The organism is Fictibacillus enclensis (assembly GCF_001457035.1).
GTDB lineage: Bacteria > Bacillota > Bacilli > Bacillales > Fictibacillaceae > Fictibacillus_C > Fictibacillus_C enclensis.
Genome location: NZ_KQ758620.1, coordinates 180,786 through 194,350, shown reverse-complemented (window position 1 = coordinate 194,350; position 13,565 = coordinate 180,786). Strand labels below are relative to the sequence as shown.

Below are 13,565 nucleotides of genomic sequence, written 5' to 3'. Positions count from 1 at the left end.
CCCGTAAAGGGACTGCTGCTAAGGTGTGTTTTTATAGCTGTCTAAGTATGGTCTGTTCAATCTTTCTAATTACATCTCCACGGCTGATTACACCGACCACTCGTTTTTCCTCGTTTACCACCGGCAGCTTTTTGAAGTGATGCTTTGCCAGCAGCTGCAGGACTTTTTCCATTTCATCCTCTGGAGAAACAGTAATCAGACCGTTCCGCTTGGCAATTTTAATGACGCTTACTTCTCCGAGTTCTTTAAGGAATTGCTCCAGTTCTTGTTTTTGCTCATAAATGACAAAGGTGAAAAAGTCATAGATTTGACGTTCACGCGGTTTGATGGCGCGCAGGATATCTCCGTCCGAAACCATGCCCAGCAATTTTCCTTCATCATCCACAATAGGCATACCGCCAATTTTCTTGTGAACAATAAGGCTCATGACATCCTGAAGGGTATCGTCCGGTTTTGCAGTAATGACATTTGAAATCATGAATTCTTTTACTTTCATAAGGCACCTCGTATCATATAGATTAAAAAAAGATGGAAGAAAAGCCATAGAAAATTCTATGGCTTTTCAGTATCCCGTTTTTGCTGCATGGATTTCAGAGCGTTACGGTAATCATTGTCCTTCATGGACAGCTTCTCCTTTGGCTCTGCAGGAGCAGCAGGAGAAGGCTTGGTTTTTAGTTTTTGCAAGGCTTTGCGGTATTCATCGTCACCCATGGAATTGGGATCTTTTTCAGGCGATTGTGCGCTGCCCTTTGGTGATGATGGAGCAGCCGGCTCTTGCTCTTGATACGGATCAACCGCTGCTGACGTTTCTTCCCTGAGAAAATCCCCAACAGGCTGATCTGTGTCTGGAGACTGTTTCGGTTCTTCGACAGGAGAATCCTCTTTGTTGCGGGATGAAAACGCCCTCGTGTTAATCACAATCAAAACAACAATCAAGATCACGGCAACTGCAATCAGTAAAATCGGGAGCATCTTTCATCACCTACCGTTCTGTAAATTGTCGTGCTACTGTGGCTACACGTTCTCCCAATGCCCGGCCAAGTGCCTGGTCATCTTCTGTAATAAGTTCATTCCCTTCAATCGGGCATGTTATTCCTACTCCATAATACGAACCATACAGCGCGTTTTCAGGGATATTGCCAGGAAGTCCTGCAATAATCATTCCCTGGTGAAGCATCGGTGTGATCAAATTAAGCAGGGTGGCTTCCAAACCACCGTGTGTGGTCGCAGTGGTACAAAACACAGCACCGACTTTATTGATTAATTTTCCTTCGGCCCATAAATAGCCAAGTTTATCAATCCAGGTTTTTAATCCTGAGCTGATGGTGCCAAAATGTCCGGGACAACCCCAGATGATGGCATCCATTTCGGGAAGGGTATAGACATCTGCTTCATCCACATGCTGTAGATAAACAGTGGCTCCTTCCACCTGCTCTGCTCCGCGCGCAATCGCTTCTGCAAGAGATTGAGTATGTCCGCCTTCACTATCATAGACTACACATATTTTCATCAAACATTCCTCCATTTAGTAAAGTAATGCGTCAGGACACGTTTTTAGGTGCCGGCAGAAGAAGAACTTCTTCCTTCTTCTGTTCAGGGGCTGAAACATTGGCTTTATCCTTACGTACGTCACGAAGGAACAGGCTCAACACAAGACCGATTGCCGAAATAACTGTAGCCCAGATAAACGCATCATTAATGCCGGCAATGCTTGACTGTTGGCTTGCTCTTCCGGCCAGAATCTGCACAGCTTGTGACTGTGCCTGTGAGACCGGCAGATGCAAGGTCATTGCTACTTTTTGTACAAATTCATGGAAGGATGCCATAAAGAACGGGTCGGCTGTGTTCATTGCACCTTCCATTTCGTTCACGTGGAACGTTGTACGGTTTGTAAAAATGGTTGTAATTAAGCTGATTCCGATTGATCCGCTGACCTGACGGAGCGTATTCGACATGGACGTACCATGGCTGCTCAAATGTTTCGGCAGCTGATTCAAACCAGCCGTCATAATCGGCATCATCAGAAATGACATTCCGAACATTCGGAACATGTAAAGAACCACAATAAATGTATAGGGTGTGTCCATTGTTAACTTCGTAAAATAATACGTTGTTGCTGTTGTAAGCGCCATACCGAAGATAGCGAGAGGGCGAGGCCCTACTTTATCAAAAAGAGTACCTGAAACAGGGGACATGACCAGCATGATCAATGCACCCGGCAGCAAAAGCAGACCGGAATCCAATGGAGAATATCCACGGATGGTTTGCAGATAGATCGGAAGCAGGAACATCCCTGAAAACAAGCTGATTGTTAAAACGACGTTAATAACACTGGATAGTGAAAAGATGCTGTATTTGAAAATGCGCATATCCAGCAATGGTTTTTCGATGCGAAGCTGTCGGATAACAAAAATCGCGAGCAAGACCGCACCTGCAATCATGGTAGAAAGTACTACAGCATCATCCCAGCCGTCATTTCCTGCTTCACTGAAACCATATAGCAGCAGCGCCATTCCGGCCAGTGATGTAACGACCGATGGTGCATCCACCTTTACTTTCTTGGCAGGCTGAATGTCTTTCAGGCTGAAAAAGGCAAATATCAGAACAATTGCTCCCAGAGGAACCATTCCTGTGAAAAGAAGGTGCCAGTCATAATTTTGTACCACCCAACCTGAAAGGGTTGGACCAACGGCTGGAGCAAACATCATAGCAAGACCAAAGATACCCATACCACGGCCACGGATTTCAGGCGGGAAGATAAACAGAATGATGGTCATGACGAGCGGAGCGAGAACACCACCGCCAACCGCCTGTATTAAACGACCGATTAACATAACCGGAAAACCTGTAGCTATACCGCAAATCAATGAACCAAGGGTAAAACAAAACATCGCGAATAAAAACAGGCGCCGAACCGCAAAACGTTCAATCAAGAACGGTGATAATGGAATAAGCGCTCCGTTGACGAGCATGTAGCCGGTCAATAACCATTGCGCAGTGTTGGCTGAAACACCGAATTCCGTAATCAAGTGGGGAATGGCAACGTTCAGCAATGTCTGATTCAGGATGGCAAGGAACAATCCGACCATGAGGATGACCAGCAAAGGAATAAATCTTTTAATTCCATGTGCATCTTTGGGTTGTTGTAATTCATCTGTCATTCATTCTTCCTCCTTTCTTCGGAAGTAATAAGTTAATTAAAAATTAATTCTTGGAAATTTTAACTTCAGCGTTCATACCTGGTAAAACTTTATTTGAAGAATTTGTAATAGAAATTTTAACCGGTACAGTTTGTGTTACTTTCGTATAATTGCCGTCATCATTGGATTTTGGCATTAAAGAAAATAGAGAGTTTGTTGCATAACCAATTTTTTCAACACTTCCGTCCATGGTGGTATCGTCATCGCCATCTACAGTAACGTCTACTTGGTCGCCTTCCTCGATATCTTTTAGTTCATCTTCTTTAATGTTGGCAATCACATAAAGTGAGTCCATATCTACTTCGCTTGCAAGTGTTTGGCCAGCTTGAACCATTTGGTCGTTGTTGGCTTGTTTTTTGATAATGGTTCCATCAGCTGGAGTTTTGACGGACATTGATTTTTCAGCTCCGGAAATTTTTCCTAGCTCATCATCCTTGGAAACCTTTTTTCCTTCTTCAAGATTAAATGCGGAAAGTTTTCCGTCGGCAGGAGCTGTGATCGTATGAAGATCACCTGATATTTTCGCGTTATCGGTTGTCACATAGTTGTTATTTTGAATATAGTAGTACGCTCCTCCTGCAATTAAAGCAAGTACCACAACAAATGCGACGATGTTGGTCATGAGCAATCGGCCTCTTGACATTTAGTTTTCCTCCTTAATGGTTAATGTTGTTAACTGTATCGTACAATTAACTATTTATGAGATATACCTTTTCCTCAAAGTTTTACTTTTTAGTAAAGATACTTTATGATAAAGGTATTGTCTAAGTAAACACTTTACCACAAAGAAATGATGGGCACAATAAATATATACTTTAAATTTTTGAGTGTTATTTACCATTATATTGAACAAAGGAAGGCAAGGGGGAAAGGGTATGAACGAACAAATGCAAAAGAAGATTAATGAGCTGGACAAGATCAATGATACCTTCTTTCAATTGCGGCGTGCATTTATCGAAGACCAAATGAAGGAATTCTCATATAGCTTAACCGCAACTAAATACTCCGTACTGAAAATGATCTTTGAGAACCATAAGTGCATGGTTGTTGATATATCGAACAAAATGAGGCTGACTTCCGGGGCCACGACCACACTTCTTAACCAGTTGGAGGATGACAAGCTGATTCAGCGGACACGTGATGAAAAGGACAGGCGTGTGGTGTGGATTATTCTTTCCGAGGATGGAAAGGCACTAATGGAAACGATTTTGAGAAAAAGGGACCATTTTTGGATGGAGATGCTCTCGACGCTGGAAAGAGAAGAACAGGAAGAATACATTCGTTTGTTGAAAAAAATAGAAGCAGGCATCCGCGCGAAGGTGAAGTAAGCTTCGGCTTCAGCCCTTTTCTGCTTCAAAAGCAAGGAGATCTTTTATATGAAAACCAGAGAAAAGCTCGTACAGGATTTAGTGATAAGTTACCGGAATCGGACCAAGAAGATCAGGTCTTGTTTTCATCCGCTGCTCAAAGACTATATCCCTTATAATGAGTATGCAGTGCTGAAAGTGTTGAACTGCTTTGGTGATCAGATGGTTTCTGAAATTGCGGATCATTTGCATGTGACCAACAGCCACATTTCTGTTACGAGTGATAAACTGATCAACCGCGGGCTGGTGAAACGGACCCACAGCAGTGAAGACCGAAGAATCGTCTATCTGTCCCTCACATCTGAAGGAAAACGGATGGCGGAGAAAATGGAAGAAGTTCTGCAGGGTTTTTATGAAAAAGCATTTGAAGAATTGACAGAGGAAGAAATGGAAACGTTTATTTCCTTATTAAATAAAATAAAATTGTAATGGAAGTAGGAAATTAGCCGTATATTATAGGAAAAGGAATTGTAAATTCCATGAAATGCATTAGTATAGAAGGGTATAGTTTACATACAAAGGACGTGCTACATGAAGAAGCATATACCCAATTTGCTTACGCTCGGAAACCTTTATTGCGGCTTTTTTTCGATCGGCTATATTATTGACGGCGACAGCAAAAACGCAACCATCCTGATTTTTATTGCCATTATGCTTGATGCGGTGGATGGCAGGGTGGCCAGAATTCTCGGAGTAACCAATGAGATGGGGAAGGAATTGGATTCCCTTGCAGACGTGGTTTCTTTCGGAGTCGCTCCGGCGTTTTTAGCGGCCCATACGTATTTGGCGGACTTCCATTATATTTATGGTGTAGCCATGGCGGGCATATTTCCTGTGTTTGGAGCGTACCGGCTTGCACGTTTCAATGTAACCTCATCAGAGGAATCACTGAAACGGTTTACCGGCATTCCGATTACCCTCGCAGGTGCAATTGTTACATTCCTGGTACTGTTCGTAAAAACCATTCCGTTATGGGTATTTCTTCTTGCCTTTTACGGATTGGCTGTTCTGATGGTGAGTACCCTTAAGATACCGAGCTTTAAAAACATCAAGCTGCCCAAAAACGGTGTTATTGTTACCCTGTTCTTATTCTATATGTTCTACCTTTTGGCCAAAGCGAGGTTTGAAAAAGTTCCCGTATTTTTCTATTTGGCCCTCGCCATTTACATGTTGTTCATCATCATCCGCTTCATCCGGGTAAAAGAACCAAAACTCCCGAGATGGAAGCGTGGAAGATAATGTGATAGACACCCATCCTTAAAAAAAGGATGGGTGTTTTTGCGTTTTTAAAGGTGGCTCATGAGAGTCGTCGATTTCCGTTCCATGATGTTCGCTTTGGCGGGGGCTGAGCGTTATCGGCGCAAGCGCCTCCCTTACCGGCGCAAGCGCCTCCTTGGTCTCATCTGTCCCGCTTTTCCCACTGGACAAGGAATGCTTCGCCAGCTTTACATACATCACACGAAGAAAAGGTGAAGTTCATTTTCGAGGATCTCGCACCTTACACTCCAATCAACTTTTCAGTGGGGTCCTCTTGCAGAAGACGACCTCTCTTTCTTGAGCAGATCATGTCGAAAAGACGTTGTTGACCAAAGTGGTCAATCAGCATATACTGAGGTTGACCAAAGTGGTCAATGAAATGAAAAAATGAAAGAAGTGCTGCTCTTGAATTCTAAATTTTTCAGTCTCGATGACGAGAAACAAATCAAAATTTTAAATGCGGCAATCAAAGCATATGTACAAAAAGGCTATGACCACGCATCGACCAATGAAATTGTGAAGGAGGCAGGCATATCGAAAGGACTGCTGTTCCATTATTTCAAAAACAAGAAAACGCTCTACCTGTTTTTGTTTGACCACTGTGTGGAGGTCGTAATGGAGGATTTTTATAAAAAAACGGTTATGGAGGAGCCCGACTTCTTTAAAAGGCTTCATGACATGACGCTGATCAAAATAGAACTGCTTCAAACGTATCCCGATATTTTTCGCTTTTTTGAAAAGGTGATGCTGGAGGAGTCGGAGCAGATTCGAAGCGACTTTCAAAGCAGGATTAAGGAGTTCACAGCAAGCAGTTCGACGTGGCTGTTTGACGGGATTGACCATTCTCGGTTCCGGGATGACCTGGATCTTCCGAAAGCCATAAAAAGTATGATGTGGACGTTCCAGGGGCTGAGTGAAGAATATTTGATGAAAGCGAAATTGAAACAGCAGGAACTGGATTATGATAAGGTGTTTGCTGAATCGAAAGCTTATATTGAAATGTTTAAACAAGCATTTTACAAATGACGGGAGGCTGCTGCCATGAACGTGATTGAACTGAATCAGTTAACCAAACGATACGGCCAGTCAAGAGGAATCGAGGACATTACCTTTTCTGTAAAGGAAGGGGAGATCTTTGGTTTTATTGGCCCAAATGGTGCAGGCAAGTCCACTACGCTTCGAACTCTTTTGTCCATTATTTACCCGACGAGCGGCAGTGCATCCATTTTCGGAAAGGACGTTGTAAAGTATGGGCCTGAAATTAAAAAGCATATTGGATATTTGCCGTCGGAGGTATTTTATTACGACAAGATGAAGGTAAAGGACCTTCTCCATTACTCGGCCAGCTTTTACAAAAAGGACTGTAAAAAGCGAATCCGTGAATTGGCAGAGAGAATGGATCTGGACCTGAACAAACGAATCGATGACCTGTCTTATGGAAATCGGAAGAAGGTAGGGATTGTCCAGGGATTGCTGCACGAACCGAAGCTCATTATTCTGGATGAACCAACGGGCGGGCTGGATCCATTAATGCAGCAGACGTTCTTTGAACTATTAAAAGAAGAAAACCAAAAAGGAGCCACCATTCTCTTTTCCTCCCACATTCTCAGTGAAGTGCAAAAGATGTGTGATCGCGTCGCCATTATAAAGGAAGGAAAATTGATTACGGTCGAAAAAATCAGCACCCTGCAGGAAAGAAACCACAAGAAAATCAGAATTGAAACCAAAGTGCCCGTCGATGCCGGACTGTTTGCCCTGGATGGCGTTACGAAAGTCGAAAGTGAAGAGGGAAACCGGATCAGCTTTTTATACAGCGGGGATATCAATCTGATCATGAGGAGACTTGCGGAAGTACAGCTTGCTAACCTGTGGGTGGATGAACCCGACCTGGAAGAAATTTTTCTTCATTATTATGAAAAGGAGGATGTTCAAGGTGAACATGTTCCTGCACGAACTTAGAGAGAACCGGCGCCCCATGATAATCTGGACCTTTTCGCTTGTGGCGGTGACGGTTTTGTTTTTCTCGATGTATCCGTCCATAGAAAAGGATGGCGATCAATTTATCAAGGTGCTGCAAAATTATCCGGAGGGTGTTTTAAAGGCATTGGGTGTGCAGATCAACAGCATCACCTCATTGCTTGGATTTTACTGCTATTTCTTCTTATATATCATGCTGTGTGGTGCCATTCAGGCGATGAATCTGGGAACTGGAATCCTGTCAAAGGAAGTGAGCGGGAAAACGGCGGAATTCATTTTAACCAAACCGGTGACACGGGTGAGAATTATGATCTCCAAACTATTTGCTGTGCTTGCGATCCTGGTGATCACCAACCTGGTGTTTGTTGCCGTATCTTATATGATGGCGAAGGCGGTGGCAGTAGAGGACTTTGATGTGAGAACCTTTTTCCTCATATCAGCTGCTAATTTATTTGTGCAGCTTATATTTGCGGCGCTTGGGTTTTTTGTCTCTGCCTTATTCACAAAGATTCGTTCGGTGCTCCCGGTATCGCTCGGTACGGTTTTTGCTTTTTTTATCATCAGCATGTTCGGCTCGGCGATCGGTGATGAAGCCTCCCGCTACTTCACACCGTTCAAGTATGTTGATATGTCCTATATAATGAAGCACTCAGCATATGAACCCCTGTATCTGGACATGGGAGCCGCCCTCATTGCTGTGGCTGTTGGAGCGGGCTGCCTTTTGTTTGTGAAAAAAGACATCCACACGGTGTAGGTGGATTTAAAAGAGGTGTAAACGGTGAACATCTTTTGGAGAGAGTTGAGGAATAGTCGGAAATCCATGATCTGGTGGGTGGTTGGCCTTCTTTTTATGGTTGTGTCCGGAATGAGCAAGTATGACACGATGAAAAGCACAGGCCAAACTGTGAACGAGATCTTTGGAGCGATGCCGAAATCGCTGCAGGCCATTTTTGGATTGAGCTCGCTGGATTTAACCACCATCACAGGGTATTTTGGAATGCTGTTTTCCTATCTGGTTCTTATGGCTGCCATTCATGCTGCACTGCTTGGCTCCACGATGATAGCAAAAGAAGAGCGGGATAAAACGTCTGAATTTCTAATGGTCAAACCGGTATCCCGAACGAGGATTGTTGCTTCCAAGCTTGCGGCTTCTCTCATTCTGCTTTTCCTTTTTAATCTTGTGACATACGGTTTATCGGTCGGGATGGTGAATTACTACGAACCTTCAGCAGACTTAAGTGGGATTGGAAGATTGATGATAGGTATGTTAATCCTGCAGCTGATTTTTCTGTCAGTGGGAATGGCAGTGGCTGCCGTCTGCCACCGTCCCAAAATGACAGTATCCATAGCCACAGGCCTTCTTATCATCACATATATTTTATCGGTAGCGATTGAACTGAACGACAAGCTGGATGCCCTTCGCTACCTCACGCCTTTTAAATATTTCGAAGCTAAAAAGCTTATGGGCAATACAGGATTTGAAGGGGTGTATATCGGGCTGTCCGCCGTTATCATTCTGGGCACTCTCATCCTGACGTTTATGGCTTACCAAAAGAGAGATTTGAAGATATAAAAATAGATAATATTTGTGAAAAAACAGCTGAAAGGCTGTTTTTTTCTGTCTTTCCGAAACAACGAATTTACTGTCCGCTCTCACCTTGGCACAACGCTTTTATTATAAAATCTTTCAATCTCGTAAACGTTTGTCCAATCCTCCTAAATCTAGCAAACATATACTATTTTACTTCGTACTATACGGAGGAAGCTGGTTGCTGTGGCAAGGGGTTTGCCGTCACCAGAAGCAAAAATACAGAATAAGCTAAAGAAATTCCCCTTGATTCTCGACCGATGAAAGGAGGGGATTGCATGGCTGCCATTCAAAAAAGTGTAGACTCTTCCAGCTTAGCAGAGGTTATCGACCGTATTTTGGATAAAGGTGTGGTTATTGATCTATGGGCCCGGGTTTCCTTGGTTGGAATCGAGCTGCTAACGATTGATGCCCGTATTGTCATTGCGAGTGTCGATACCTGGCTTCGGTATGCTGAAGCAGTAGGCCTTCTTCAACCAAAGGAAGAAGACAGTGAGCCTGCACCACTTTAATACAGACTCGGAAAAGCCAAGGCTGTTTTGCGCCTTGGTTTTTTTAATCGATCAATGAAAGGAAGCGATGAGGAATGACAAATCAACAGGATGAATTTCTCGCTGTCCCTTTTTACCATCCGCTTGTGTCCAGATCCCTCTTGTATTTACGGACAGGTTTTCCTGTTCATTTTACCGGACCATCAGGGGTAGGCAAGACCAGTCTTGCCTTTTATATTGCCAAACAGCTGGACAGGCCGGTAACAGTGATAAGGGGACATCACGAGCTCAGCAACAAGGATCTGATCGGCCACTATATGGGTGTAAGCAAAAAGGAAGTAATCGACAACTATGTCCACTCTGTTTATAAGAAGGAACAGGAAGTCAGACCTTTGTGGATGCAGGGGCAGCTGGTTGAGGCGGTTAAAAAGGGACATGTGGTAATTTACGATGAATTTACACGTTCGCGCCCGGAAACGAATAATATATTTTTATCTCTTCTGGAGGAGAGGGTTCTCCCTGTTTATGGAAACGAAAAAGTTACCGCCATTCCATGCCATCCGGACTTTTGCATGATATTCACAAGCAACCCGGAGGAATATGCAGGAACGTTTCATACACAGGACGCATTGATTGACCGCTTGATTAACATCAGTCTGGATCTTTGTGACGAACAAACAGAAATGGCTATTATCCGAAAGAAAACAGGTATTACTGAAAAAGAAGCAGGATTGATTGTTCATTTTGTTAACCGGCTGCGAGCCTACGGCAACGGCAGCAGTCCCAGTATGAGGGCAGCCTTCATGATTGCTTCCATAGCCGAAAAAGCGTCTATTAAAATTCATCCAAAAAACCATCTGTATCAGCAGCTTTGTCTCGATGTACTGACCCATCATGTTCAGCCTTTTTTCCCCGATGAAGAGGAAGAAACGGTGCAGGAACTGATCCTGCAGGAATTGCAGAGAGAGGATGAACCGAAGTGAGCACGGAAAAAGGAATTTATGTTTTTTGTGCGATAACGGAAAAAGAAAAGAAGTCATTTGGCCAGGCAGAGTTTAATGGCAGAAAATCCGGAGTCTACACCATCCATTTGGATACGATCGCCATGGTGGTATGCAAGGTGGAGGGGGAGGTGCTTCCCGGCCGTCAAAACCTGTTGACCCATCAGAATGTCATATCAGAAGTCATGAAACAGTACAGCCTGATTCCCATGAGTTTTGGTAATGTGTTTCATTCCGAGAAGGATGTTCTTCTCATTACCAAACACCTGAAAAAAGATTTTACCGAACTGTTCTCCCATCTTGGGAATAAAATTGAAGTCGGCTTAAAGGTCATCCCGAAAAAGGAATGGATCGACGATGAAATGAAAAAAGATCCAGTTTTGCTTGAGTGGAAGAATACGTCACAGGATTTAGAGGCACCTTCTGCTTTCTATGATCGTATTCAGATGGGGGAACGGGCAAAACTGTTTATCCTCCAGCTTCAGGAACAGGTGGAAAAGGAAATTTACCTTCCGCTCTTAAGGCTCACCGCTGCCGGGAAGCAGAATGACACGATTCCGGGAAAAGTGTTTTTGAATGCGGCCTTCTTAATTGATCGCAACAGTGAAGCGGAGTTCGACGAGAGAGTTAACGAAATTTATGAAGTATGGAAAGATAAAGTGGATTTTAAATACACAGGTCCATGGCCGGCGTATAACTTTGTAAATATACGGCTGAGAATTGAGGGGTCATCATGATTCATAAACTCTTTACTCTTCCCATTCGCTCCATTATCAAGCTGGGAGAGAAGATCCAGCAGGAAGTGGATGAGGAGCTGTACAGTATCCCGCATCTCCAGCAGGAGCTGATACAGCTTCATACGATGTTTGAAATGGAGCAAATCGATGAAGAGTCCTATTTGGCCAGGGAACAGGAATTGCTGGATCGGTACAGGATCGCCAAAGAACGTGAAAAGCAGAATTAAAACACTGCCCGGGTGAGGAGGAGAAGGCATGGCCCAAACAGCAACAACCTTTCTCTATGTGTATGGTATTTGTGCAGCAACAGATATAGGTGAAACGGAAAAGCCAGAATTAAAGGGAATCGGCGGCGGGCCTGTAAAAATCAGCATGTACAATGATTTAGCTGCGGTCCTGACGGAAGTTGACGGGGAAGTGTTTTGTCAGGAACAGATCGACCGGCAGGTGAAGGACGCCGATTGGCTGAAGAAGCATGCCTTTCATCATCATGAGACCGTTGCTTTCTTTCAACTGCAGTTCCCGCTAATGCCGATGTCGTTCTGCACGATCTTTGAACAGGACAACAAGCTGCAAACCTTACTTACGAACCAGCATGATGATATCATGCGAAAACTAGACTATTTGAGAGGGAAAGAGGAATGGAACATCAAGATGTTCTGCAGCCCTGAACTCTTGAGAGATTTTGTTCAGCATAAAAATCCATCCGTGGTATCGTTGGAACAGGAAATGGGGGCCATGCCCAAAGGGAAGCAATTTCTAATGAAAAAGAAGCTCGCCATGCTGGTCGAGACCGAATTAGAACGGGAGAAAAACGAACTCTGGCTTCAAGCAATCACCCGGCTGGAACCCATGATGACTGCACAGCTTCTGCGGCAAAACTGGGGAAGAGATATGACGGATGTAACCGAAGAGATGGTTGCAAATTGCGATGTCCTGATAAAAAAAGAGGATGATGATAAATTTTTTAAAGCCATTGAAAGCATTGAGGAAGATATGAAGGAAAAAGGCTGTCTTTTTCATGTGACCGGCCCCTGGCCGCCGTATCATTTCTCCAAACTGGAAAAGGATAACGCGCAATGAAGCAATTTTCCCCTTTTGAAAATAAAGAAGTGACATTGCTGGATCTTCTTGATGGCATCATTGACACGGGAGTGGTCATCCGAGGTGAAATTTTAATCTCGATTGCAGATATTGATTTGATCATCGTCGATCTGAAGCTTCTTATTTCTTCCATAGAAAGTGCCTTTGAAAACAGCAGCCGTAAAATCATCGAGGAGGTGGTGGATCGTGGAACGCTTATCTTTGGATAAATCGGATGTAGAACAGGGATTGGCCAAACTGGTGCTCACTATAATAGAGCTTTTGCGCCAGCTGATGGAAAGGCAGGCCATGCGAAAAGTGGAGAACGATTCGCTGTCGGATGACCAACTCGAGGAGCTTGGTCTGACGCTCATGAGGCTGGAAGAAAAAATGCTGGAGCTTAAAGTGATTTTCGGACTTGAGCATGAAGATCTTAACATCGAGCTGGGACCGCTTGGAAAGCTGCTATAACATAAGGACAGGAGAGAAAAGCCATGCCCGTTCAACAGCCTGTACAATCTAGTAATCTGCTTGAAATATTGGAAAAGATACTCGACAAGGGAGTGGTCATTGCCGGTGATATTAAAATATCGCTTGCCGATGTTGACCTGCTGACCATTAAAATTCGCCTGCTGGTTGCCTCTGTTGATAAAGCAAAAGAGATTGGAATGGACTGGTGGGAAAAGGATCCTTATTATTCTTCCAAAGGGCTTATGGCTGCCGAGGAAAGAGCCCAGCTCGAGGAACGGATCAACCGTCTGGAGCAATTGGTAGAAGATAAGGAAAAAGATTCTGAATTACCAGAAGGTTCGGAATCAGATAAAAAAGAGGAGAAAGAATAATGGACACATGGTGTTCATTATT

21 protein-coding genes are annotated in these 13,565 nt (G+C 43.8%); 16 read left to right on the top strand and 5 right to left on the bottom strand.

What is annotated here, in order from left to right:
- Nucleotides 1-31: 31 nt before the first annotated feature.
- Genes AS030_RS19000 through AS030_RS18980 form a run of 5 tightly spaced genes read right to left on the bottom strand, consistent with a single transcriptional unit; the run spans nucleotide 32 to nucleotide 3,843 of the window.
- Complete coding sequence (locus AS030_RS19000) at nucleotides 32-496, bottom strand: CBS domain-containing protein (RefSeq protein WP_061974618.1); 465 nt, start codon at nucleotides 494-496, stop codon at nucleotides 32-34.
- 56 nt (nucleotides 497-552) lie between these two features.
- Nucleotides 553-972 (bottom strand): hypothetical protein, encoded by a 420-nt coding sequence (locus AS030_RS18995; protein ID WP_061974616.1) that lies wholly within the window; start codon nucleotides 970-972, stop codon nucleotides 553-555.
- Nucleotides 973-982: 10 nt separating this feature from the next.
- On the bottom strand, nucleotides 983-1,510 hold the full coding sequence (locus tag AS030_RS18990; RefSeq protein ID WP_061974615.1) for an NAD(P)H-dependent oxidoreductase: 528 nt from the start codon (nucleotides 1,508-1,510) through the stop codon (nucleotides 983-985).
- A 31-nt stretch (nucleotides 1,511-1,541) separates the two neighbouring features.
- Nucleotides 1,542-3,161, bottom strand: a complete 1,620-nt coding sequence (locus tag AS030_RS18985; protein ID WP_061974613.1) for a DHA2 family efflux MFS transporter permease subunit — start codon at nucleotides 3,159-3,161, stop codon at nucleotides 1,542-1,544.
- 43 nt (nucleotides 3,162-3,204) lie between these two features.
- Nucleotides 3,205-3,843, bottom strand: coding sequence for a biotin/lipoyl-containing protein (locus AS030_RS18980; protein WP_061974611.1), 639 nt, complete (start codon nucleotides 3,841-3,843; stop codon nucleotides 3,205-3,207).
- Between the two features lie 232 nt (nucleotides 3,844-4,075).
- On the opposite strand from AS030_RS18980, the gene AS030_RS18975 reads away from it, so the two are divergent.
- The 16 genes from AS030_RS18975 (at nucleotide 4,076) to AS030_RS18900 (ending at nucleotide 13,543) form a co-directional block, all read left to right on the top strand.
- Complete coding sequence (locus AS030_RS18975; RefSeq protein WP_061974608.1) at nucleotides 4,076-4,528, top strand: MarR family winged helix-turn-helix transcriptional regulator; 453 nt, start codon at nucleotides 4,076-4,078, stop codon at nucleotides 4,526-4,528.
- Between the two features lie 48 nt (nucleotides 4,529-4,576).
- Nucleotides 4,577-4,996, top strand: coding sequence for a MarR family winged helix-turn-helix transcriptional regulator (locus AS030_RS18970; RefSeq protein WP_061974606.1), 420 nt, complete (start codon nucleotides 4,577-4,579; stop codon nucleotides 4,994-4,996).
- A 102-nt stretch (nucleotides 4,997-5,098) separates the two neighbouring features.
- Nucleotides 5,099-5,806 (top strand): CDP-diacylglycerol--serine O-phosphatidyltransferase, encoded by a 708-nt coding sequence (pssA, locus tag AS030_RS18965; RefSeq protein WP_061974604.1) that lies wholly within the window; start codon nucleotides 5,099-5,101, stop codon nucleotides 5,804-5,806.
- 60 nt (nucleotides 5,807-5,866) lie between these two features.
- Nucleotides 5,867-6,040, top strand: coding sequence for a hypothetical protein (locus AS030_RS23785; protein ID WP_156412594.1), 174 nt, complete (start codon nucleotides 5,867-5,869; stop codon nucleotides 6,038-6,040).
- Nucleotides 6,041-6,229: 189 nt separating this feature from the next.
- The gene (locus tag AS030_RS18955) at nucleotides 6,230-6,850 is read left to right on the top strand and encodes a TetR/AcrR family transcriptional regulator (RefSeq protein ID WP_061975046.1); all 621 of its coding nucleotides are present in this window, start codon (nucleotides 6,230-6,232) and stop codon (nucleotides 6,848-6,850) included.
- Between the two features lie 15 nt (nucleotides 6,851-6,865).
- A complete protein-coding gene (locus tag AS030_RS18950; RefSeq protein ID WP_061974600.1) occupies nucleotides 6,866-7,783 on the top strand; it encodes an ABC transporter ATP-binding protein in 918 nt (305 codons plus the stop codon).
- The gene (locus tag AS030_RS18945) at nucleotides 7,764-8,555 is read left to right on the top strand and encodes an ABC transporter permease subunit (protein ID WP_240482431.1); all 792 of its coding nucleotides are present in this window, start codon (nucleotides 7,764-7,766) and stop codon (nucleotides 8,553-8,555) included. The genes AS030_RS18950 and AS030_RS18945 overlap by 20 nt, the downstream gene beginning before the upstream one ends.
- A gap of 24 nt (nucleotides 8,556-8,579) precedes the next feature.
- Entirely contained in the window at nucleotides 8,580-9,374 is a 795-nt protein-coding gene (locus AS030_RS18940; RefSeq protein WP_061974596.1) for an ABC transporter permease subunit, read from the top strand.
- Between the two features lie 293 nt (nucleotides 9,375-9,667).
- A complete protein-coding gene (gene gvpJ / locus AS030_RS18935) occupies nucleotides 9,668-9,901 on the top strand; it encodes a gas vesicle protein GvpJ (protein WP_061974594.1) in 234 nt (77 codons plus the stop codon).
- Nucleotides 9,902-9,975: 74 nt separating this feature from the next.
- Nucleotides 9,976-10,863 (top strand): gas vesicle protein GvpN, encoded by an 888-nt coding sequence (gene gvpN, locus AS030_RS18930; protein WP_061974592.1) that lies wholly within the window; start codon nucleotides 9,976-9,978, stop codon nucleotides 10,861-10,863.
- Nucleotides 10,860-11,618, top strand: a complete 759-nt coding sequence (locus AS030_RS18925; protein ID WP_061974590.1) for a GvpL/GvpF family gas vesicle protein — start codon at nucleotides 10,860-10,862, stop codon at nucleotides 11,616-11,618. Before gvpN ends, AS030_RS18925 begins: the two co-directional genes overlap by 4 nt.
- Nucleotides 11,615-11,845 carry a gas vesicle protein GvpG gene (locus tag AS030_RS18920; RefSeq protein WP_061974588.1) on the top strand — a complete coding sequence of 77 codons (231 nt, stop codon included), beginning with the start codon at nucleotides 11,615-11,617 and terminating at the stop codon, nucleotides 11,843-11,845. The genes AS030_RS18925 and AS030_RS18920 overlap by 4 nt, the downstream gene beginning before the upstream one ends.
- Before the next feature lie 28 nt (nucleotides 11,846-11,873).
- Nucleotides 11,874-12,701 (top strand): GvpL/GvpF family gas vesicle protein, encoded by an 828-nt coding sequence (locus AS030_RS18915; RefSeq protein WP_061974586.1) that lies wholly within the window; start codon nucleotides 11,874-11,876, stop codon nucleotides 12,699-12,701.
- Nucleotides 12,698-12,931 (top strand): gas vesicle protein, encoded by a 234-nt coding sequence (locus tag AS030_RS18910; protein ID WP_061974584.1) that lies wholly within the window; start codon nucleotides 12,698-12,700, stop codon nucleotides 12,929-12,931. The genes AS030_RS18915 and AS030_RS18910 overlap by 4 nt, the downstream gene beginning before the upstream one ends.
- On the top strand, nucleotides 12,909-13,172 hold the full coding sequence (locus AS030_RS18905; RefSeq protein WP_240482413.1) for a gas vesicle protein K: 264 nt from the start codon (nucleotides 12,909-12,911) through the stop codon (nucleotides 13,170-13,172). Before AS030_RS18910 ends, AS030_RS18905 begins: the two co-directional genes overlap by 23 nt.
- Before the next feature lie 23 nt (nucleotides 13,173-13,195).
- On the top strand, nucleotides 13,196-13,543 hold the full coding sequence (locus AS030_RS18900) for a gas vesicle protein (RefSeq protein ID WP_061974580.1): 348 nt from the start codon (nucleotides 13,196-13,198) through the stop codon (nucleotides 13,541-13,543).
- Nucleotides 13,544-13,565 lie beyond the last annotated feature (22 nt).

Excerpts from the sequence above, each read along its gene's own strand:
- AS030_RS19000 (WP_061974618.1), bottom strand. The coding sequence starts at position 496 with ATGAAAGTAAAAGAATTCATGATTTCAAATGTCATTACTGCAAAACCG.
- AS030_RS18995 (WP_061974616.1), bottom strand. The coding sequence starts at position 972 with ATGCTCCCGATTTTACTGATTGCAGTTGCCGTGATCTTGATTGTTGTT.
- AS030_RS18990 (WP_061974615.1), bottom strand. The coding sequence starts at position 1,510 with ATGAAAATATGTGTAGTCTATGATAGTGAAGGCGGACATACTCAATCT.
- AS030_RS18985 (WP_061974613.1), bottom strand. The coding sequence starts at position 3,161 with ATGACAGATGAATTACAACAACCCAAAGATGCACATGGAATTAAAAGA.
- AS030_RS18980 (WP_061974611.1), bottom strand. The coding sequence starts at position 3,843 with ATGTCAAGAGGCCGATTGCTCATGACCAACATCGTCGCATTTGTTGTG.
- AS030_RS18975 (WP_061974608.1), top strand. The coding sequence starts at position 4,076 with ATGAACGAACAAATGCAAAAGAAGATTAATGAGCTGGACAAGATCAAT.
- AS030_RS18970 (WP_061974606.1), top strand. The coding sequence starts at position 4,577 with ATGAAAACCAGAGAAAAGCTCGTACAGGATTTAGTGATAAGTTACCGG.
- pssA (WP_061974604.1), top strand. The coding sequence starts at position 5,099 with ATGAAGAAGCATATACCCAATTTGCTTACGCTCGGAAACCTTTATTGC.
- AS030_RS23785 (WP_156412594.1), top strand. The coding sequence starts at position 5,867 with ATGAGAGTCGTCGATTTCCGTTCCATGATGTTCGCTTTGGCGGGGGCT.
- AS030_RS18950 (WP_061974600.1), top strand. The coding sequence starts at position 6,866 with ATGAACGTGATTGAACTGAATCAGTTAACCAAACGATACGGCCAGTCA.
- AS030_RS18945 (WP_240482431.1), top strand. The coding sequence starts at position 7,764 with ATGTTCCTGCACGAACTTAGAGAGAACCGGCGCCCCATGATAATCTGG.
- gvpJ (WP_061974594.1), top strand. The coding sequence starts at position 9,668 with ATGGCTGCCATTCAAAAAAGTGTAGACTCTTCCAGCTTAGCAGAGGTT.
- gvpN (WP_061974592.1), top strand. The coding sequence starts at position 9,976 with ATGACAAATCAACAGGATGAATTTCTCGCTGTCCCTTTTTACCATCCG.
- AS030_RS18920 (WP_061974588.1), top strand. The coding sequence starts at position 11,615 with ATGATTCATAAACTCTTTACTCTTCCCATTCGCTCCATTATCAAGCTG.
- AS030_RS18915 (WP_061974586.1), top strand. The coding sequence starts at position 11,874 with ATGGCCCAAACAGCAACAACCTTTCTCTATGTGTATGGTATTTGTGCA.
- AS030_RS18910 (WP_061974584.1), top strand. The coding sequence starts at position 12,698 with ATGAAGCAATTTTCCCCTTTTGAAAATAAAGAAGTGACATTGCTGGAT.
- AS030_RS18900 (WP_061974580.1), top strand. The coding sequence starts at position 13,196 with ATGCCCGTTCAACAGCCTGTACAATCTAGTAATCTGCTTGAAATATTG.